This is a genomic window from Maribacter antarcticus DSM 21422 (assembly GCF_000621125.1).
Lineage (GTDB): Bacteria > Bacteroidota > Bacteroidia > Flavobacteriales > Flavobacteriaceae > Maribacter > Maribacter antarcticus.
Genome location: NZ_JHZC01000004.1, coordinates 382554 through 403045, shown reverse-complemented (window position 1 = coordinate 403045; position 20492 = coordinate 382554). Strand labels below are relative to the sequence as shown.

Annotated in this window: 19 protein-coding genes; 10 read left to right on the top strand and 9 right to left on the bottom strand. The window is 37.5% G+C overall.

Annotation, left to right across the window (positions count from 1 at the left end):
- Nucleotides 1-77 precede the first annotated feature (77 nt).
- Both Q360_RS0101775 and Q360_RS0101765 read right to left on the bottom strand, forming a co-directional pair.
- On the bottom strand, nt 78-1118 hold the full coding sequence (locus tag Q360_RS0101775; protein WP_027075557.1) for a PLP-dependent cysteine synthase family protein: 1041 nt from the start codon (nt 1116-1118) through the stop codon (nt 78-80).
- Nucleotides 1119-1200: 82 nt separating this feature from the next.
- Nucleotides 1201-3258 (bottom strand): S9 family peptidase, encoded by a 2058-nt coding sequence (locus tag Q360_RS0101765; protein ID WP_027075556.1) that lies wholly within the window; start codon nt 3256-3258, stop codon nt 1201-1203.
- A gap of 142 nt (nt 3259-3400) precedes the next feature.
- On the opposite strand from Q360_RS0101765, the gene Q360_RS0101760 reads away from it, so the two are divergent.
- From Q360_RS0101760 to Q360_RS0101755, 3 genes are all read left to right on the top strand, one after another.
- Nucleotides 3401-3727 (top strand): YbaB/EbfC family nucleoid-associated protein, encoded by a 327-nt coding sequence (locus tag Q360_RS0101760; protein ID WP_027075555.1) that lies wholly within the window; start codon nt 3401-3403, stop codon nt 3725-3727.
- Nucleotides 3728-3840: 113 nt separating this feature from the next.
- Nucleotides 3841-3963 carry a hypothetical protein gene (locus Q360_RS26915; protein ID WP_262493193.1) on the top strand — a complete coding sequence of 41 codons (123 nt, stop codon included), beginning with the start codon at nt 3841-3843 and terminating at the stop codon, nt 3961-3963.
- Nucleotides 3964-4697: 734 nt separating this feature from the next.
- The gene (locus Q360_RS0101755; RefSeq protein WP_027075554.1) at nt 4698-5027 is read left to right on the top strand and encodes a YegP family protein; all 330 of its coding nucleotides are present in this window, start codon (nt 4698-4700) and stop codon (nt 5025-5027) included.
- On the opposite strand, the gene Q360_RS0101750 is transcribed toward Q360_RS0101755, so the two are convergent.
- Both Q360_RS0101750 and Q360_RS0101745 read right to left on the bottom strand, forming a co-directional pair.
- Nucleotides 5022-6044, bottom strand: a complete 1023-nt coding sequence (locus tag Q360_RS0101750; protein ID WP_027075553.1) for a threonine aldolase family protein — start codon at nt 6042-6044, stop codon at nt 5022-5024. The two genes, Q360_RS0101755 and Q360_RS0101750, sit on opposite strands and share 6 nt — an antisense overlap.
- 44 nt (nt 6045-6088) lie before the next feature.
- Nucleotides 6089-8485 carry a zinc-dependent metalloprotease gene (locus tag Q360_RS0101745; RefSeq protein WP_027075552.1) on the bottom strand — a complete coding sequence of 799 codons (2397 nt, stop codon included), beginning with the start codon at nt 8483-8485 and terminating at the stop codon, nt 6089-6091.
- 141 nt (nt 8486-8626) lie between these two features.
- Between Q360_RS0101745 and prfB the strand changes: the two genes are divergently transcribed.
- The 3 genes from prfB to Q360_RS0101730 all read left to right on the top strand — a co-directional run bounded on the left by prfB (nt 8627) and on the right by Q360_RS0101730 (nt 10731).
- Nucleotides 8627-9725 (top strand): peptide chain release factor 2 gene (gene prfB / locus Q360_RS0101740; RefSeq protein WP_245603181.1). Its coding sequence is split into 2 segments (ribosomal slippage): nt 8627-8689 and nt 8691-9725, totalling 1098 coding nucleotides; the frame shifts between segments, so codons are not numbered across the junction.
- Nucleotides 9726-9792: 67 nt separating this feature from the next.
- Nucleotides 9793-10137: an arsenate reductase (glutaredoxin) gene (arsC, locus tag Q360_RS0101735; RefSeq protein ID WP_027075550.1), complete on the top strand. Its 345-nt coding sequence runs from the start codon at nt 9793-9795 to the stop codon at nt 10135-10137.
- A 78-nt stretch (nt 10138-10215) separates the two neighbouring features.
- Nucleotides 10216-10731 carry a hypothetical protein gene (locus Q360_RS0101730; protein ID WP_027075549.1) on the top strand — a complete coding sequence of 172 codons (516 nt, stop codon included), beginning with the start codon at nt 10216-10218 and terminating at the stop codon, nt 10729-10731.
- Nucleotides 10732-11095: 364 nt separating this feature from the next.
- On the opposite strand, the gene Q360_RS26100 is transcribed toward Q360_RS0101730, so the two are convergent.
- Entirely contained in the window at nt 11096-11269 is a 174-nt protein-coding gene (locus tag Q360_RS26100) for a hypothetical protein (protein ID WP_169734617.1), read from the bottom strand.
- A 246-nt stretch (nt 11270-11515) separates the two neighbouring features.
- Between Q360_RS26100 and fumC the strand changes: the two genes are divergently transcribed.
- Complete coding sequence (gene fumC, locus Q360_RS0101720) at nt 11516-12913, top strand: class II fumarate hydratase (RefSeq protein ID WP_027075548.1); 1398 nt, start codon at nt 11516-11518, stop codon at nt 12911-12913.
- A gap of 88 nt (nt 12914-13001) precedes the next feature.
- On the opposite strand, the gene Q360_RS0101715 is transcribed toward fumC, so the two are convergent.
- The gene (locus tag Q360_RS0101715) at nt 13002-13889 is read right to left on the bottom strand and encodes a hypothetical protein (protein ID WP_027075547.1); all 888 of its coding nucleotides are present in this window, start codon (nt 13887-13889) and stop codon (nt 13002-13004) included.
- 170 nt (nt 13890-14059) lie between these two features.
- Here Q360_RS0101715 and Q360_RS0101710 point away from each other — a divergent pair, with 170 nt between their 5' ends.
- Complete coding sequence (locus tag Q360_RS0101710) at nt 14060-14524, top strand: GNAT family N-acetyltransferase (protein ID WP_027075546.1); 465 nt, start codon at nt 14060-14062, stop codon at nt 14522-14524.
- A gap of 139 nt (nt 14525-14663) precedes the next feature.
- Nucleotides 14664-15476, top strand: coding sequence for an MBL fold metallo-hydrolase (locus Q360_RS0101705; RefSeq protein ID WP_027075545.1), 813 nt, complete (start codon nt 14664-14666; stop codon nt 15474-15476).
- A gap of 169 nt (nt 15477-15645) precedes the next feature.
- Here the strand turns inward: Q360_RS0101705 and Q360_RS0101700 are convergent, their stop codons facing one another.
- On the bottom strand, nt 15646-16671 hold the full coding sequence (locus tag Q360_RS0101700) for a WD40/YVTN/BNR-like repeat-containing protein (protein ID WP_027075544.1): 1026 nt from the start codon (nt 16669-16671) through the stop codon (nt 15646-15648).
- 72 nt (nt 16672-16743) lie between these two features.
- Between Q360_RS0101700 and Q360_RS0101695 the strand changes: the two genes are divergently transcribed.
- Complete coding sequence (locus Q360_RS0101695; protein WP_027075543.1) at nt 16744-17961, top strand: RsmB/NOP family class I SAM-dependent RNA methyltransferase; 1218 nt, start codon at nt 16744-16746, stop codon at nt 17959-17961.
- Nucleotides 17962-18009: 48 nt separating this feature from the next.
- Here Q360_RS0101695 and Q360_RS22010 read toward each other — a convergent pair whose 3' ends face one another.
- Nucleotides 18010-18339 carry a winged helix-turn-helix transcriptional regulator gene (locus tag Q360_RS22010; RefSeq protein ID WP_169734616.1) on the bottom strand — a complete coding sequence of 110 codons (330 nt, stop codon included), beginning with the start codon at nt 18337-18339 and terminating at the stop codon, nt 18010-18012.
- Nucleotides 18340-18612: 273 nt separating this feature from the next.
- Nucleotides 18613-20205: an amidohydrolase gene (locus tag Q360_RS0101685; protein ID WP_027075542.1), complete on the bottom strand. Its 1593-nt coding sequence runs from the start codon at nt 20203-20205 to the stop codon at nt 18613-18615.
- Nucleotides 20206-20492 lie beyond the last annotated feature (287 nt).

The following is a 20492-nucleotide window of genomic DNA, read 5'->3' as shown; positions in this document are numbered from 1 at the left end:
AGAAGGATTCATAACTTAATTGTAGGAACAAAAAAAGTGGACAAAACGCCCACTTTTTTAATTGATTTCCTTGTCTATTACTTTACATACTGTATTTCCTGTGTTTCGGTAACGGCATTAGTTTCCATGAACCCTTGATCTTCCATCCACTGATCACTATATATCTTACTCATATATCTTGACCCATGATCCGGAAATATAACAACCACATTACTGTTTACGTCAAATTCCTTTCTTTCGTTCAACTGTTTTAGGGCTTGCATTGCAGCACCACTGGTATAACCAACGAACATCCCTTCAGTTCTAGAGACCTCCCTAGCCGTATGGGCGCTTTCACTATCGGTAACTTTTATATACTCGTCAATGATATTAAAATCCGTAGCCCCTGGAATCAAGTTTTTTCCTAGACCTTCTATTCTGTAAGGATATATTTCTTTTTCATCTAACTTTCCTGTTTCGTGGTATTTTTTTAATGCCGAGCCAAAAGCATCGACACCAATAACTTTGATATTTGGATTTTGCTCCTTTAAAAAACGTGCCGTTCCAGAAATAGTTCCCCCAGTTCCACTGCAAGCGACTAAATGTGTAATCTGACCACCAGTCTGATCCCAGATTTCAGGTCCGGTAGACTTGTAGTGTGCCTCTATATTCAGTTGATTAAAATATTGGTTGATATAGATAGACCCTTTGGTTTCTTTGTGTAACCGTTTAGCAACCTCATAATAAGATCGTGGATCATCTGCACTTACATGGGCTGGACAAACATATACCTTTGCACCCATGGAACGCAGAATATCTATCTTATCCTTTGATGATTTTGAACTCACGGCCAAAATACAGTCGTATCCTTTTATAATACTCGCCATCGCAATGCTAAATCCGGTATTCCCAGAGGTCGTCTCTATGATAGTACTACCTTCTGTTAAAATACCTTTTCGTTCCGCTTCTTCTATAATATGGATGGCGATACGATCTTTAGCAGAATGTCCAGGGTTAAATGCCTCTACCTTTGCGTAAAAATTACCAGTAAAACCTTTCGTTACTCTGTTTAATTTAACCAATGGTGTATTTCCTATCAGTTCCAAGATATTGTTGTAAGCCTTTATCTTATTTTTCATAAGGGAAATCCTTGTGTTTATTGTTCCAAGTAATCATTTTGCGTGCTAAAACTTCCGGTGCAAAGCTACTATTTTTTTTCAACTATAAGATTTTCCCTTCTAAATCTAACAGAAAAGCAAACTCTTTCGCAACCTCCCTTAATGCCTCAAACCTTCCTGAAGCCCCACCATGACCTGCTTCCATGTTGATATCCAGCAAAAGCAAGGTGTCATTAGTTTTCATATCCCGAAGTTTGGAAACCCATTTGGCAGGTTCAAAATATTGTACTTGGGAATCGTGTAAGCCTGTAGTGACCAACATATTAGGATAGGGTTGCGCCACCACATTATCGTAGGGAGAATAAGACTTCATGTACTTATAATAAAGTACTTCATTTGGATTTCCCCATTCGTCATATTCGCCGGTAGTTAAGGGAATAGAATCATCTAACATGGTAGTAACAACATCTACAAACGGCACTGCTGCAATAATACCGTTGTATAACAAGGGCTCCATATTTACAATAGCTCCCATTAACAATCCTCCTGCCGAACCACCACTTGCGTATAAATGTTTGCAGCTGGTCAACTTCTGTGCTATCAGAAACTTGGAGCAATCGATAAAATCGGTGAATGTGTTTTTTTTGTTTAACAGCTTACCGTCTTCGTACCATGGTCTTCCTAAATATTCACCACCACGAATATGTGCTATGGCGTACACAAAACCTCGATCTAATAAACTCAAACGAACAGTTGAAAAATAAGGATCAATAGTAGCACCGTAAGAACCATATGCATATTGCAACAAAGGCGTATCGGCATTTAAAACAGTACTCTTATGGTACACTAATGATATAGGAATCTTAGCACCGTCTCTGGCGGTTGCCCACAAACGCTCTTCGGTATAATTTTCCTTTTTGAATTGGTCACCCAATACTTCTTGCTCCTTCAATATCTCTTGACCCTTGGTACGCATATTAAAATCTATAACTGAACTAGGGGTTATGAGCGAATTATAACCGTATCGAAGAACTTCTGTATCAAAATCAGGATTCGTATCTACATAGGCGGTATATGTCTCGCTTTTAAAGGGTAAAAAATAGGATAAGGTACTGTCCCACTTGACGATTTTTATGCTGTTCAATCCATTTTCACGCTCGGATAGCACATAATATTCCTTAAAAATGTCGATATCCTCTAATAAAACGGAATCCCTGTGGGGAATAAACTCCTGCCAATAATCGGAGCCAGTTTCCTCCTCGCCCACTTTCATCAGTTTAAAATTGGTAGCGCCGTCCTTATTCGTTAAAACATAAAACCCGTTTTCATAATGGAAAATGGTATATTCTAGTCCTCGTTGTCTCGGAGAAAAAATCTTAAACTTACCCGTTGGGTCATCCGTTGATAATATTTGAAACTCAGAGGTTAAGGTGCTAAAGGAGCCAATAACTAAATATTTTTTTGATTTGGTTCGATACACAAAGGTGCTGAACGTATCGTCCTTTTCTGCAAAGACCAAAACATCCTCGGCTGACGACGTTCCTAAAACATGTCTATAAATTTTATCAGACCTAAGCGTAACCGGGTCTTTTTTTGTGTAAAATAGTGTTTTATTATCATTGGCCCAAACCCCACCGCCAGTGGTATTCTCAATTTCCTCCTCGTAAACGTAACCAGATTTCAAGTTTTTGATACGTAAGGTATACTGCCGTCTAGAAACTGTGTCCACACCATACGCTGCTATTTCATTATCAGGACTTACAGCTATTCCTCCTAGCTTAAAATAATCATGTCCTTTGGCCATTTCATTTCCATCAAAAATAGTTTCCTCAAAAGCCACTAACGTTTCCTTACATCTGGAATATACAGGATACTCCATTCCTATTTCATATCGCGTTTTATACCAGTATCCGTTAGATTTGTAAGGAACAGAGGAATCATCCTCTTTAATTCGTGCTTTCATTTCTTTAAAGAGTTCTGCTTGAAACGTTTTTGTATGCGCAGTTAATGCTCCATAATATGCGTTTTCCTTGTTCAGATATGAAAGTACCTCATCGTCTTCCCTATCATTCAACCAATAATAATTATCAACCCTAACATCTCCATGGGTTACTAATTCCTTAGCTATTTTTTTTGCAATTGGAGGAATATTCTTGGCCATTTAGTTCTACTTTGAATTTTTTAATAGCTGCAAAAATAATACTTATTCCATTGTAAGCTTGACACTAATCTCGATTTAATAGCGCTGTGTACTACAACGTATTTAGTACTTTTACACAATAAACACTTAAAAACGACAACGTATGTTCGGAGATATGATGGGAATGATGGGCAAACTTAAAGAGACCCAAAAGAAAGTAGAAGCAACCAAAAAAAGGTTGGATGCCGTTCATATAAATGAAATATCTAAAGATGGAGGCATAGAAATATCGATTACCGCTAACCGCGAGATTAAAAAAATTAATATTTCGGATACCTTACTTGAAGACAAAAAACAATTGGAGGGTTTTCTAATTGAAACATTAAATAAAGCGATACAGAATGCGACATCAGTTAATGAAGCTGAACTTGCCGCGGTTGCTAAAGAAGGGATGCCCAATATTCCGGGTATGGATTCATTGTTTAAATAAGGTGGACTGAAATTTAGCTTAATGAAAGCCCATAATGGGTATTTGACTAAAACATGGACAATTATAACCGACATCAATACTTGAAAAACAGGTATCCAGTAAATTTTACGTAGATGAAAAAGTTATTCTTACTCTTCGTACTTCCCTTGCTACTATCTGCACAAGCGAGCAGCGATATATTTTCTAAAAACGATTGGCAATACAATCTTGAAGCTGTAAAGAAACTTGTAAAATAACAGGATAAGAATATCTTGATATATTTTATAGGTAGTAATTGGTGCCTGCCTTGTATGCTGCTAAAGAATGATTTGTTCGATACAAGCGCATTCAATGAAGCATAATAAGGAGGTTGTGGCACAACATAATAAAAAAGGAGTATGTTCCCTACTTTAAGTATGGAACGGCAATGGAGAATCACTTGATGAATATTCCGAGTATGCTATGAACGGTAATGTTCGGTATCATTTAAAAATCATCAATAAATACAATTAAAACAAAAGGCGTTTTATTTATGGAAAACCTTTTTTATTTGAGAGACCCTTAGTGGGATTAATTAGTAACAAACCTAAGCTCTATTCTTCGATTTACAGCGTATTATTTTTGAATAAACGTAACACCTAATCACACTCGTAGCCCCCTATCGCCTTACCCGACTTTTCTAGAACTACGATCACTTTCTCTCCAACAGGTTTTAAGTTAAGTGTAACCGGTGGACTAACGTAAACCTCAGACATGGTCAAGGCACGTAGTGTTTTTTTGCTCTTAGTTTTCAGGTAAATAGTACGTCCCTTACAATCGAAACTATTATAAACGTAAAATCATCTCATCCTTTTTTAATATGGGTTGCTATTTAAGTTATCTAAAATGTACCCATTATGATTTCTCACTTTTGAAAAATCACTCTCATTGTTGATTCTGTTCTAATCCTATCAAAACAAAAGTTTTCTTACCTTTAATAAAAAGTGGCTAAATGATTGAAATTAAAAAGACTAAATCAGATAATTATAAATTTTTTGTAAAATCGGAAACTGGAAAAGTACTTTTAAAAAGTATCCTTTTTGCTGAAGAAACATCCTTAAAAGAAACCATAGGAAGTTTATCGGGTCCTCCTTCCTTGTCGAAACGTTTTGAGCGTAAAACAAATTTTAACGGTCAGTTTTTATTTGAACTTAAAAATCAACAGGGGAAGCTAATAGGAAAGAGCGGCTTGTACAGTTCGGAGGCTGGTATGGAAAATGGGATTAAAAACCTGAATAACAGACTTCAAAACCATATAATCGTTAAAAGTAGCACATCATAATTTTGGTAAGATGTGCAACAGACAATCATGCATCGCATCGGTATAATCCAAATGGGTTACCATACGTAACTTGCCTTGCCCCATACTGATAATGTGTATATCCTTTTGTAACAGCATAGTGGTAAATACTTCACTACTATAATAGTTTTCATCAATCTCAAAAATGACGATATTCGTTTCTATAGGCTCTACTTTCTTAATATAGTTTACATCGGAAAGCAACGAACCTATTTCTTTCGCTTTCCTATGATCGTCAGAGAGTCTTTCTATATGGTGTCCCAAGGCATAAGTAGCTGCTGCGGCTAAAAACCCTGCTTGGCGCATACCACCCCCTAATACTTTGCGCACTCGTATTGCCTTTGTCACCATTTCTTTACTACCTACCAACACAGAACCTACGGGACAGCCCAACCCCTTGCTAAGACATACACTGATAGTATCAAAAAGCTTCCCATATTGCTGGGCCTCTTCCTGCTTTGCAACTAGTGCGTTCCATAATCTGGCACCATCTAAATGATAGGCTAGATGATGGTCATCACAAACGGTTTTAATTTTTTTCAATTCTTCAAAATCCCAACAGGCACCACCACCCTTGTTCGTGGTATTTTCTATGCAGACCAAAGTAGATAAAGGACTATGATAAAAATCCGGAGGATTAATAGCAGCAATTACTTGCTCGGCTGTCATCATGCCCCTACTGCCATCTACCAACCTGCAAGACACCCCGCTATTAAAACTGACACCACCTCCTTCGTAATTATAAACATGCGCGTACTTATCGCATATCAACTGATCTCCAGGCTGGGTATGCAATTTTATAGCCGTTTGATTAGTCATAGTGCCACTTGGGAAAAATAAGGCCGACTCCATACCGAACATCTCAGCCACTTGTTCTTCCAAAACATTTACTGACGGATCTTCCTTAAAAACATCGTCGCCCACTTTCGCATTCATCATCGCGTCTAACATACCAGGGGTTGGTTTTGTTACGGTATCACTTATAAGATTTATTTTCATTTAATCGGTAATCAAGAATTATATTAAATTTGAGTAGTACACTTTTAATGAAAACAATCCATCCCAATTGGCGAACCATCAGGGAGCACCGGTGTTGGTAGTACTTCGAATTTATCTGGATGCTCATAGAAATTCTTTATACGTCTGCCCATTTCGGATTTCATAATATCGTTTGACACACCAAAGCTGGTAGCCAGCTTTTTTAGTTGGTGATTTGCGATAGCGTTTACCTGAGGGTGCACCTGTTTGGCAGCCGCTAGGTTCATAATATGAAACAACACCCTAAAATTGATGTTTTGTTGTGCACCGCTTAAATAATCATCACTGTGCTTTTTATTTAAGGTATTTGCTACCACGTCATTTAAAACCTCATCTAGGCCTAAATTCTTAGAATCCAAATACTTTTGCTGTATCAACCTAGAAGCGCGCTCTGGATGAAGCAAGAAGCCCAGCGTCATATCCGCAGCTGTTTCCGCAGCCGACAGGGCATCAAAAGATACGCCGGTTTTTCCATTGATGGATTCCCGTGTTCTACCGTAACCAAATGCCCGAGGCGGGAAAAGACTCAGTTTATCTTTTGGAATAGCAATTTCCTCAGCATCCAAGGTTTTTAAAATAGCTTTAAGAGCATCTTCCTGCATTTTTCTTCCGACTGTAGTCACAACGTTTTGTCCATCTCCCTTCACCGCATAGTTATACTCCAAACCGCCAATGATTTTGGCGACACCCTCCGTCTGGTACCTGTGAAAGAAGTAGAGCGGAACAAATACATCCTCCAAAACAGAATTGGGTTCGTTGGTCCTAATATTATCAATAGAAAAATTATCAATAGCAGTTTTACGCACTTTTAGCATTTGGGTAAGCTCTTTGCTTACATCTGTACCATTATCCCACAAATGAGCCAGAACATGAGCGCTACCTTGCGGACGTGCATCTTGATCGGTTATATACCGTAACCCTTCATCTTGTGCTGACTTCAAAATTTTGTTCAATTCCTCCCGTTCATTAGCTCCCTCTTCAAAATCAGCATAAGAATAGGCCACCGTAACCTTATCCCAATCTCCCATTCCGGTTGCGTAGGCATTTGAGAAATCTATTGCGCCTCTCTCTACCGAAAACTGCGGATGCGGATAATCCATAACCGATGCCCTATTATTAGTGCTAGCAGCATAATTATGCGCAAAGCCAATGGTATGTCCAATTTCATGTGCAGAAAGCTGCCGTATCCTGGCAATGGCAAGATCTAACATAGGTTGATTATTATCGTCGCGCTCGGCAAAAGGTTTGTTCATTAAAGCTTGTGCAATTAAAAAATCTTGGCGGATTCTTAGACTTCCCAAACTTACATGGCCCTTTATTATTTCTCCTGTTCTTGGATCTGTAATGCTACTCCCATAACTCCAGCCTCTTGTAGATCGGTGCACCCATTGAATTACATTGTAACGAACATCTAAAGGGTCCGCATCGTCCGGAAGCATTTTTAATTGAAAGGCATCCTTGTAGCCAATAGCTTCAAATGCCTCGTTCCACCAACTGCCACCTTCTAATAGTGCAGACCTTACAGGCTCTGGCGTACCGTTATCCAAATAGTAGACAATAGGTTCAACAGCTTCGCTAATTTCTGCATTGGGATTTTTCTTCTCTAACCTGTGACGTGTTATAAAACGCTTTAAAATAGGGTCTTCTACTGGTGTTGCATAGTCATAATAAGAAAATGGATAAGAACCGCTTCTGGGGTCAAAAATCCTTTTTTCATACCCATTATCAGGAAGTTCTATAAAGGAAGCATGCTGTGCGACAGTTATCAAGTCTGAATTTGGAGTTACCGAGCGAATATAACTACCCGAGGCTTCACCCTTAAAAGTCATGGTCATATCAAATTCTATATTTTTAGGGAAGGCTTTAGTGCGTTCCAGTGCAAAAGCACTTTTTGAACGGTCCATACTGTAAGACCCTTGTTTTGCACGTTTTAATCTTCTCGAAACACCGTGAGCATCCTGCATTAAAAAATCAGTAATTTCAATTATGTATGTTCCGTTTTTTTCTTCTTCAATCTTAAAGCCTCCCAAAATAGACTTTGCAAAAGCCTGTTCTATGGATTTTTTTTCCAAGGCATTAGCAGTCAATGCCCTAAATTTTAAATTTGGCTGTACTAAAAGCAGTTTGTTTCCAGCTTTTTTAAAATAGACAACTTGCTCGTTACCTAATTGCCCTCTATCTAATCCTATATCATTGCTACCTATACCACTACTTAAGGAATACACATATAGAAAATCATGGTCTAATTTATCGACCTCCAAGAAAATTTTATCATTCATGGCGTCGTAGTAGAAATCAAAAAGACCTTCATATTTCTGAAAATCAGCTTTTTTTTCTGAAAACTGCGCAGTAGATAACTGATAGGCAAACAAGCCTAATACAAGCAAGGTGTAATTTTTCATTCTTAAAGTGGTTTAGCTCCTAAAAATATAGAAAATAAAGGAAATAGCATTTTTAAAAATGCTATTAAATCATAAAAGAAGTCAAGAGCAATTACTATTGCTTAAAAGAACATTATTTTTACCACAAAATAGAACAGAATGATTATTACCACGGACCATTATAAAGGTCTTATAGATCGCCTTGGCGCGTTGAGGAGGTATCTTTGACATTGATGCCAAACTTGTTGAAATAGAGAACGAACAGGAAAAAACGTTAGCTCCTGATTTTTGGAATAACCCCCAAGAGGCGCAAGCGCACATGAAATTCATTCAATCCAAGAAACAATGGGTAGATGATTTCAATGCGGCCAGCGACCTAGTAAACGATTTAGAAGTTCTCATAGAATTTCTGCAAGAGGGAGACGTATCCGAAGCCGAGGTGCAAGCACAGCACAACAAAGCGTTAAGTGTTCTTGAAAGAATGGAGTTCAAAAACATGCTTTCCGAAGAAGGCGATGAACTCCCTGCAGTACTCCAGATTACGGCTGGAGCGGGAGGTACAGAAAGCTGTGACTGGGCTGCTATGCTTATGCGTATGTATATGATGTGGGCCGAAAAGAACGGATACAAGGTGCGGGAACTAAATTACCAAGAGGGTGATGTCGCCGGCATTAAAACGGTAACCTTAGAAATTGACGGAGAATTTGCTTTTGGCTGGTTAAAAGGAGAAAATGGTGTACACAGGTTGGTTCGAATATCCCCTTTTGATAGTAATGCAAAAAGGCACACTTCCTTTGTATCTGTTTATGTGTATCCTTTAGTTGATGATAGCATAGAAGTAGATGTGAATCCTGCTGATATTACCATTACAACTGCGCGCTCTAGTGGTGCAGGTGGACAAAATGTAAATAAGGTCGAAACAAAGGTACAGTTGACGCACCACCCCAGTGGCATACAGATTTCCTGTTCGGATTCCCGAAGTCAGCACGAGAATAGAGCTACCGCTATGAAGATGTTAAAATCGCAACTCTACGAAATAGAACTGCGTAAGAAGATGGAGGCAAGACAGGAAATAGAATCCTCAAAAATGAAAATTGAGTGGGGTTCTCAAATCAGAAACTATGTGATGCATCCTTACAAATTAGTAAAAGATGTAAGAACAGCTGAGGAAACAGGTAGTGTAGATGCGGTTATGGATGGAGATATAGACCGTTTTTTAAAAGCATATCTAATGATGATGGGACAAAAAGATGAAGAGTAAATAGTAGTTTTTAAAGCTAAACGTTTATTTTTCGTTATTTTAGACCAAATAAGAAATCTGTAACTAAATGATTAAGATATATCATAATCCAAGATGTAGAAAATCTAGAGAGGGATTGGAACTCCTTGAAAATTCTGGCAAAGAATTTGAAGTCATAAGATATTTAGAAGATATTCCAACAAAAGAAGAGTTAAGAGAAATTATTGCATGCTTAGGCATATCACCAGAGCTACTGGTAAGAAAAAACGAAGCCGTTTGGAAAGAAAAATTTCGAGGAAAACTATTGTCTGATGAAGAAATTCTGGATATCATGCAAGCGCATCCTAAACTAATCGAAAGACCTATAGTAATTTCCAACCGAAAAGCTGTGATAGGAAGACCGGCAGATACTATAAATACGCTCTTAAAGTAAAATAGCAAAGGAAAAACCTATTGGGATGTTAATGATAATTAAATGCTTGCTAATTACACTAAAGTTTAAGTTTACACTATGAAATCAAAAAACAGACCGAGCTTTTTTAAAGGAGTTATATTGTTGGTTCTTATTATGTTGGGAACAGACTCTTATGCTCAATTTAACAGAGGAATGGGAGGAAATGGCATGAGAGGAAATGGTATGAGAGGAAATGGCATGGGAAGACAGCGCAGTGCTATTCCTAGGGCACAACACACTCCAGAGGCACCAAAACCAAAAACATCGGAAGAAATTGTGGAGGACCAAATGCCATCGATAACAGAAGCCCTTGTTTTAAACGATTTTGAATCGGCTGTAGTTAGCTCTATACTTAAAAAATATGTACAAGAAAGAATTGAGGCGCAAATTCTAAAACTCCCCCCAGAAAAAATGTCGGAAACATTTAAAAACATTTCGGATCGGCAAGATGAGGAACTAAAAATGAGTTTACCACCAGAAAAATACCAAGGTTTTCTAGATTTAATGAAAGATGGCGTAAATAAAACCATCAAAAAAAATAAAAAGAAAAAACGGAAGAAAAATAAGAATTAAACCAAATTGTGAAGCTTCCATTTGGTGATTTCACTTAAAAAACAAAAAAGAAATATGGCATTTAGATACATCCAGCAATTTTTTTTGTTCTTCTTATGTTCATAAGAAAATAGTACCCTTGTTACCTTAAAGTAGTAACAGATAACGCTATTCTGTTTAATGCAAGTAACTTATTTTATTTTTTACAATAAAGGGGGGTAAAAAAATTAAATGACTTACCTCAATTTTAAGGTTTAAAAAGAAATAAATAATTTTTATTGAGGCCAAAGTCCGGATTTATTGAACTGAGTAGCGGTTAGAAAGTGTAAATAATAACTAAATATTTAAGGTAATAACAAAAAAGAAGCCGAAACGGCTTCTTTTTTTATGCTTCTCGTTTGGCTTTTTTAGCCTCGCGTTTTTCTTTCAAAAGTTCTATAATATTACCTCCTAACCAATAAGGTACAACAAATACCAACAAAAATATCATTAACCAAAAACCTATTGTTAAAATGGTTAAAAAAGCTAAAAATCCTAAATATTGGTCAAATTCAAACATAGTTCCTTTCTTATCTAATGCAAAGATACCATAATCGTATTATTTTTTACAAGCAATAATTAAAATTAATTATGATTTTACATTAATCAAAGAACAAAATATAATTTGAAGCTTTATTTTTAGCTAGACTGCTATGCCTTAAATTTGTGAAGAGAAGCTAATTTAAAGAAAAAACATACTTAAAGCCTATTAGATAGGTAGGTTGGGTCACCGTTGTTATAAATAATATTCAAAATAAACTACCATATGGAATATAGAATAGAAAAGGATACCATGGGGGACGTAAAGGTTCCTAGTGCTAAATATTGGGGGGCTCAAACAGAGCGCTCAAGAAATAATTTTAAAATAGGAGCTGCTGCATCTATGCCGTTGGACATTGTTTATGGCTTTGCTTACTTAAAAAAAGCAGCGGCCTATACCAATTGTGAGCTTGGCGTTCTGGCAGTGGAAAAGAGAGATTTAATAGCTCAGGTATGCGATGAAATTTTAGAGGGAAAACATGATGATCAATTCCCTTTAGTTATTTGGCAAACTGGGTCAGGCACCCAAAGTAACATGAACGTGAACGAGGTAGTTGCCAATCGTGCTCATGAAATAGCTGGGCATAAAATAGGCGAAGGCGAAAAAACGATTCAGCCCAACGATGATGTTAACAAGTCCCAATCCTCAAACGATACTTTTCCTACTGGGATGCATATTGCCGCATACAAGAAGCTTAATGATGTTACCATTCCAGGAATTACCCAACTAAGAAACACCTTACATGGTAAAGTGAAAGAATTCAACGCAGTGGTAAAAATAGGGCGTACGCATCTAATGGATGCTACTCCCCTAACTTTGGGCCAAGAGTTTTCCGGCTATGTTTCCCAACTAGACCATGGACTTAGAGCATTAAAAAACACCTTACCACATTTACAAGAACTGGCACTAGGTGGTACAGCAGTTGGAACGGGCCTAAATACCCCAAAGGGTTATGACGTACTTGTAGCAAAATATATTGCCGATTTTTCCGGACTCCCTTTTATAACGGCAGAAAATAAGTTTGAAGCCTTAGCTGCGCATGATGCTATTGTGGAAAGTCATGGAGCTTTGAAGCAATTGGCGGTTTCCTTAAATAAAATTGCGAACGATATTCGCATGATGGCTTCCGGACCGCGGTCGGGTATTGGTGAGATTACTATCCCGGCAAATGAACCTGGAAGTTCTATTATGCCTGGAAAAGTGAACCCTACCCAGTGCGAGGCTTTGACAATGGTTTGCGCTCAGGTTATGGGCAACGATGTTGCCATAACTATTGGTGGCACCCAAGGGCATTATGAACTTAACGTATTTAAACCTATGATGGCGGCTAATATTTTACAATCTGCCCAACTGCTTGGCGATGCTTGTAAAAGTTTTGATACTAATTGTGCTGTAGGTATTGAACCAAATCATCAAGTAATTAAACAATTATTGAATAATTCTTTGATGCTGGTAACTGCTTTAAACACCAAAATCGGGTATTATAAAGCTGCAGAGATTGCAAATACAGCTCATGAAAATGGCACTACCCTTAAAGAGGAAGCTATTAATTTGGGATATGTAACGGCAGATCAATATGACGAGTGGGTGAAACCTGAACAAATGGTAGGAAGCCTTAAATAAAAGTAGCTACCCCTACAAAATGCTTAAAAGTAAAAAGGGAGCCCCCTTTCGGAGTCTCCCTTTTTTTTATAGATATGATTAGTGTTTCCTATTTTAGAGTGAACTGTGAGGTTCCTAATAATTTCAAGTTATCATCGTAAACGTTAACCATGTACTGTCCTTTTTGAAAATCTCCAGCTGGTTTATTCAAGTAATCACAAATATCTAAAGATTTGTTTTCGAAGTAGAAGTTAGTACTCTTGCTAAACGTTATAGAAGCGCCATTATCATTCGTCATAGACATACTTTTTCCAATAACATTACCTTGTGGGTCTAAAGCTTCCAAATAAAACTTGCGATCACCAGCTTCTGCAATAACATTATCCGCTATCGTAAAGCAAATTTTAAACTTATCTGTAGATCTCGCTCTTGTGGTAGATGATAGTTTTCCGCTATTACGTTCCTTGACAGCATCAACATTTATCTTAGAAAGATTCAATGCTGATCCTCTTTCCACAGCCTGCGCCAAGCTCGTATTTTGCACTACTAAAGAATCGTTAAAGACGGTTTGCTTTTCCAATTCAACGTACGTACTGTCCCTCTGCATAGCAATCATGGTGTTAGACCTTGTCAAAGAATCTACCTGCTTTATTAATTTCTCCCTTTCTGCTTTTAATACACCAACTTGTCTTCTATATCTGCCTAAAGATGAAATATCAGCTTTCATAGTTTTAACAGAATCAATATATCTCGCAATATTATCCCTAGCAGAAACTAATTCCTCATTAGTTGCATTGCTTTCCAAGATAGCCTTGTCGTATTCCGATTTTAAGCTATTCAAATCATTTACCACCAATTCCTTTTCAGAAATAAGGTCTTTTTCGGTCTTTTTCTTGTCCTGATAAAGACTTACGGTATAAATAATAGTACCTAATAGCACTACACCTAGTAATGCGGCCAATACCTTTAACCCATTGTTATTTTTTGTTTCAGTCATAATGAACTATTAAGTTGTTTTTGTGGTTTTGATAAAAATTAATACTTCTATCTTTCTATATACGCACATAATCAATTTTTAGATTTTTTATGTTAAAAAAACTGGAATCAGCTACCCCTTAATTCGTTGAAAGGCCTAACTTTATAGACCAACTACCATTATTTAGGAAAATGTCTTTAAAAATAATTCCATTTGAGTCCAAATATGCAACCGATTTTAAAAACTTAAATATCGTATGGTTGGAACAGTACTTCTATGTTGAAGAAAAGGATAAAGTTCTTTTAAGTGATTGTGAAAATTCAATTATAGGTAATGGCGGCCATATTTTTATGGCCGAATATGGTGGCGCTATCGTTGGTTGCTTTTCATTATTACCCTATAAGAACAAACATTTTGAACTAGGAAAAATGGCGGTTGATTCAAACTATCAAGGCTTAAGGATTGGTCAACAACTCTTATCGTTTGCCATAGACTTTGCAAAAAGTAATCATTGGAACGCGATTACCTTATATTCTAGTACAAAACTTCCAACGGCACTCCACATCTATCGTAAATTTGGCTTCAAAGATGTAGTTTTGGAAAAAAATCTACCTTATGCGCGAAGTGATATTAAAATGGAGTTATATTTAAGATAAAGAAGAATACAAAATATTCGCCATATACTGTTTAGCGTACAAGGTTTGTTGATAGTACGTGGTATTTGTGTTTTGAGTTTGTGTTAACTCTTCCTTAGGCAGACAGCTTTGACGTTTATAAAAGTAGATATAAGAAATTATGAAAAAAATAGTGTTCGTATTAATTGGCCATCTTCTAATAATAGGATGTAAAGAAAAATCAAAAGCTACCATGTCCGATGACAAGGAAACCACGGATACCGAAATTTCTATCGATAAGAAGCAAACTGAAAATTCTGATGATGAAATTAAAATCATCTCTATCGAACACGCTACGGCAATATTGGAATGGAACAACATAACCATATATATTGACCCTGTGGGTGGCGCATCTACCTTTGAAGGTCAAAAACAACCCGATTTAATATTGATAACCGACATACACAGGGACCATTTTAGCTTGGAAACACTTGAAGCACTGGATACTTCCAAAGCAAAAATCATGGTTCCACAAGTTGTAGCCGATAGAATTCCGAGTGCTTTTACGCCTCGGTTAGATGTGCTCAATAACGGAGAATCTAAAGAACGTTTCGGCATAAACGTAGATGCAATACCTATGTATAACCTGCGGGAAGAAGCGTTAAATTTTCATGAGAAAGGCAGGGGAAACGGTTACGTTCTAAATATAGGAGGAAAACGACTCTATTTTTCTGGGGATACTGAGGATATTCCAGAAATGAGAGCCCTAAAGAATATAGACAAAGCATTTATTTGTATGAATCTACCGTATACGATGACGCCAGAAAGTGCTGCGGATGCAGTGCTAGAATTTAAACCAAAACAGATATATCCATACCATTATAAAGGGAAACCTGATGTAAGTGATGTAACTAAATTTAAAGCGTTGGTAAATAAAGGTAACCCAGAAATAGAAGTCGTACAATTAGATTGGTATCCCAAGGATGAGTTTTAACGAAAGTCACTTCTTAGAAAAACATTTAGGCCATACCATGTTGTTCTTGGCTATATTGGAAGTTTATACTTTAAGGTCACAGGGTTATACTTATTTTTCAGTGCTCCATAATGCATGATAGCTTACTTATAAATCGATTATCGTGACCATTCCTATAATCGAATACAAACTACCTAAAAATTAACTTAGCAATCCTATTCCTACCTGCGGCATATGCAATAGTATCATTCTGAAAGCGAAGTGTAAAAAACGATTCGTCTGATAACTGTTTCCAAGAATTCCCTTGATTACTAGAATAGGCAATTCCCGTAAATCCAAGCGCTACAATTCCTTGTCCTTTCGTTCCTGGCACAAATTGGATACAGCTCTTATAGTTGGGCAAAGAACTCTCCGCCATTAGCTCCCAAGTTTTACCTCCATCCAAGGTTATTGCCTTATTGGCATTGTTCCCTTCTGGACTGCTATAATCCCCTCCTATAGCTACACCTAAATTTTCATCATAAAAATCTATAGCATAGATTCCCTCCGTCGGTTCTAGGGTTCTAATGGGTGTAGCTTGGACTTCCCAAGTACTTCCTTTATCTGGAGAAAATAACACACGTTTTGTGGTCGCAATCCATGTGTTATCCCCAACCACAGCAATATTGGTGTTACTGGCTGCAAAAGCTCCTTCGCCTTCAATGCCTTCAGGTACATTGGAACATGGTAATTTAACCCAAGTGTTTCCTCCATCACGGGTAATGATAATACTTATACATCCATCCATAGTATCTCCTATAGCAATGCCCTCGCTATCATTCCAAAAGGTCATGGCATCGTAAAAAACGGCATCATCTTCTTCTTTATAGACGAGTTCCATATTCCCTTGATCACCCGTTTTATATAGCAACGCAGGATTGGCTACGGAAAGCATAAAAAAATCGGTCGACGTATGCGCTACGGCTCGAAATTCAGGAATACTGGTATGGTATTTTTGAATATTACTTCTTACTTTTCCTGTGGTTAAATCTATTGAACCAAAAGTTCCTTTATTTGCAGCAAATGCAAGGCTATTTTCCATAATTTCTATGGCACGGATGCTTAGGGAATCTGTATACAAATTTTGAACGCCTACACTCGTAAACAATATTTGTTTTTCTTTCTGCGAGCAGGAAACGAGTAGTATAAAAACGATTAAAAAGCTAAAGTGGCGCATCTTCATTAAAGTTTATCAAAAATAAAGGGAATCACTTCTAAAACAATACCTTTGCGAACTTAATTTTTTAAAATGAAACTCCACAGGAACCTTGTATTTGCCGTAATAGATGCTTTGAATTTAATATTCAATGAAAAAGAATATGCCGACAAGGTGGTTCAAAAAGTATTGCGTTTTGATAAGCGCTGGGGTGCTAGAGATAGAGGTTTTATAGCAGAGACTACCTATGAAATGGTGCGCTACAAGCGTCTCTACACTGAAATTGCAGATGTAAAAGAGCCTTTTAGTAGACCGGATTTATTTCGTATGTGGGCTGTTTGGGCCGTACTTAAAGGTGTTGCTTTACCAGATTGGAAACAAATAGAACCTACTCCGGAACGTCGTATTAAGGGGAAGTTCGATGAGCTTTCTAAAATCAGAAAATACCGTGAAGCGGTACCCGATTGGATAGATGAACTTTGTGAAAAATCGCTTGGTGAAAAATTATGGACGGCAGAAATAGCAAAACTAAACGAACCCGCACAAGTTATCCTTAGAACCAACACATTAAAGACAACTAGAGAAGAATTGAGAAAAGCTCTCTTGGATGAAGGTATTGTTACCGAAGCTATTAAAGGGTATGATTCTGCACTGCGCTTACCAGAAAGAGCTAATGTTTTTGTAACCGAATGTTTCAAAAAAGGATACTTTGAGGTGCAGGATGCCTCTTCCCAATTAGTAGCCGCCATGCTAGACGTAAAACCCGGACAACGGGTGGTAGATACCTGCGCGGGAGCTGGAGGAAAATCATTACACCTTGCCGCCTTAATGGAAAACAAAGGACAGTTAATTGCTATGGACATCTACGGTTCCAAACTAAAAGAATTAAAGCGCCGTGCCAAAAGAAACGGTGCGCACAATATAGAACCTAGGGAGATTGATTCTACCAAGGTATTTAAGAAGCTATACGGAAGTGCAGATAGAGTGCTTATAGATGCGCCCTGTACCGGATTAGGAGTAATCAGACGAAATCCTGATACCAAGTGGAAGATGCAGCCAGAATTTTTAGAGAAGATTACCAAAATTCAACGAGAAATTTTAGGGAGCTATAGCAAAATCTTAAAGCCAGGCGGTAAAATGGTATACGCTACTTGTTCTATTCTACCGCAGGAGAATATCGATCAGGTAAAATCGTTTTTATCCAGTGAAGAAGGAACTGACTTCACACTTATCAGCGAGAAGAAAATCTATGCCTCTAAAAGCGGATTTGACGGATTCTATATGGCATTATTAGAAAAAAAATTGGTGTAGTTTTAACTCACCGATTTATAGATGCTAAAGGCCAAGTATGCGCTGGGATTAATCAAATAACGCAGTTTGTTGCGTATCAGCTTTGGAGTCCACTTTTATGTTCACCTTGGTAATACTGGTCTGTTTATCTCCCCAACGCTTCATAGCCTGCACAACAGAAAGTAAAGATTTCCCTAGTGGCGTTATAGTATATTCTACCCTAGGTGGAATTTCTGCAAAGGTAGACCGTTCCAAAATTCCCAATTTCTCTAGAGATTTTAACTGCTTACTCAGCATCTGTCGATTAATACCTTCAACCACAGTTAGTAACTTCGTAAATCGGTTAGCACCTTTTGATATTTGAAATAGAATAATGGGCTTCCATTTACTATCTAACATCTGCACACACTTTGTTACTCCGCAAGTTGCAACAGGTACTATCTTTTTTGAGGGCATATTATAATTCGTTAAAAGATACTCTTAATATGTATTATTAATATTGCTAAACTAATGTACTACATACAATTATCATACTTAAATGCAGGTAATATTATAGTCCGTAATTCATACTTAGATTTTAATAACTCCACGTTAAAAATTAATGGCGCTAAAAAAGCAACCCTGTCATACGAAATGTATGCAGGGTTGTTATAAAATCAGCTAGAGTAGAATCTACTTTTTCAAAGTAGGATACTCAACTCCTAATTGCTCCAAATAGGTGTCGTATTTGGTTTCATCATAATAAAACTGCTCTAATTGTGTCCTAAACTGTCCTTGCTTGTCCGCATTTAGATAAATGGGAGGCATATCACTTTCAGAAATCATAGGAATAAATTTAGTTTCTTTGGTTTGTTCGTTTGTAAAATAATCCCAAGCTCCCGTTAACAGCTCTGGTTTCAATAGGAAATCCAAAATAGTCATGGCCTCTGCTTTGGCTCCGGCTACTACTCCTTTGTGGGCAATAGGTGTAGCCATGGAGATAGCATTGCTCCAATGATGTCCTTGTAAGCCTGGAATATTAGATGGAAAACGCATGGTTACCGTTGGCACTTTCCAAGAAATATCACCAATATCGTCAGAACCTCCGCTTATTGGCTCAATTACTGGCAATCCCAAAGGGGAAAGCTCCGTGCTCAATCCTTCTATTTTTTCTGAATTTACCTCCGTTTGTACCGCTTTGGCTAAAGCCTGGTCAGCTTCAGACCAAGTGGGTAGTCCTACTTGCTTAATATTCTCATACATAGTTTCCGCAATTACCTTGTTGTAATGTCTGGGCCATGCAGCACCTAGTATCTTATGTTTTACAGTGGTACCCGTCATCATTGCAGCACCCTCGGCCATTTTATTTGCCTCGTTGTACATATCCATAATTCCCTCATATTTTATATCCCTGAAATAAAACCATATTGCCGCTTTGGAAGGCACTACATTAGGTTGGTCACCAGCGTCTGTAAAAATAGAATGAGACCGTCTTAAGGGATGTAAATGCTCCCTTTTATAGTTCCAAGCTATATTCATTAATTCAGCTGCATCCAAGGCACTTTTTCCGCGCCATGGAGATCCAGCAGAGTGGGCAGATTCTCCATCAAAAGAATATTCTACTGAGATTAATCCAGTACCTCGTGTGGGACCATAAGAAACACTAAGATTGTTACTTACATGGGTGAAAATACACATGTCTATATCATCAAATAGCCCATCTCGTACATACCAAGCCTTAGCTGCAACCAGTTCTTCTGCAATGCCTGGCCAAACAAGCAGGGTACCACCAATATTTTCACGCTCCATAATTTGCTTTACAGCAAACGCAGCAGAAATATTCATGGGAATACCTGAATTGTGTCCTTCACCATGCCCGGGTGCGCCATCTACTATAGGTTTGTGGTAGGCGACCCCTGGGTACTGTGAGGCTTTTGGTATGCAATCTACATCACTACCTAAGGCTATAGTAGGTCCTTCTCCATTGCTCCACGTGGCAAACCAAGCTGTTGGAATACCAGATATTGAATTTTCAATCTCAAAACCGTTTTCTTCTAAAATTCCAGTAAGGTATTTAGATGATTCTACCTCCTGAAACCCCAGCTCGGCAAAACTAAAAATTTTATCAACCATTACCTGAGACTGCTTTTTATTGGCTTCAACAATGGCAGCAGCTTCTAACTTTAATTTTTCAATTTGTTTTTTGGATACTTTCTTTTGTGAAAGGCAACTTGCCGTAACGAACAAGGCACATAAAAAAAATAGCGTGAAGGTTTTTTGTTTCATGATAGTTTGTTGGATTTATTTCGCAAAAGGTACGATAAACTAGCATGATTTTTCGGCACACCCTATTTTTTGAGGATTATAAAATCTAAAGCTATAATTTTATATTTAATTCAATAAAACGGGTCGATTTTTCAAGTTTCAGGTAATCAAAGCTAATCTGATGTTCTAGAAAAACAGATACAAGCCGTGCTTTGCCAAAAACTGTAACCTTTAAAAAATAAGTCCTGCACAATTACTTTATTCCCTAAGAAAAATGATATGGTCTAAGTTAATTTTAAAGTTTTGTT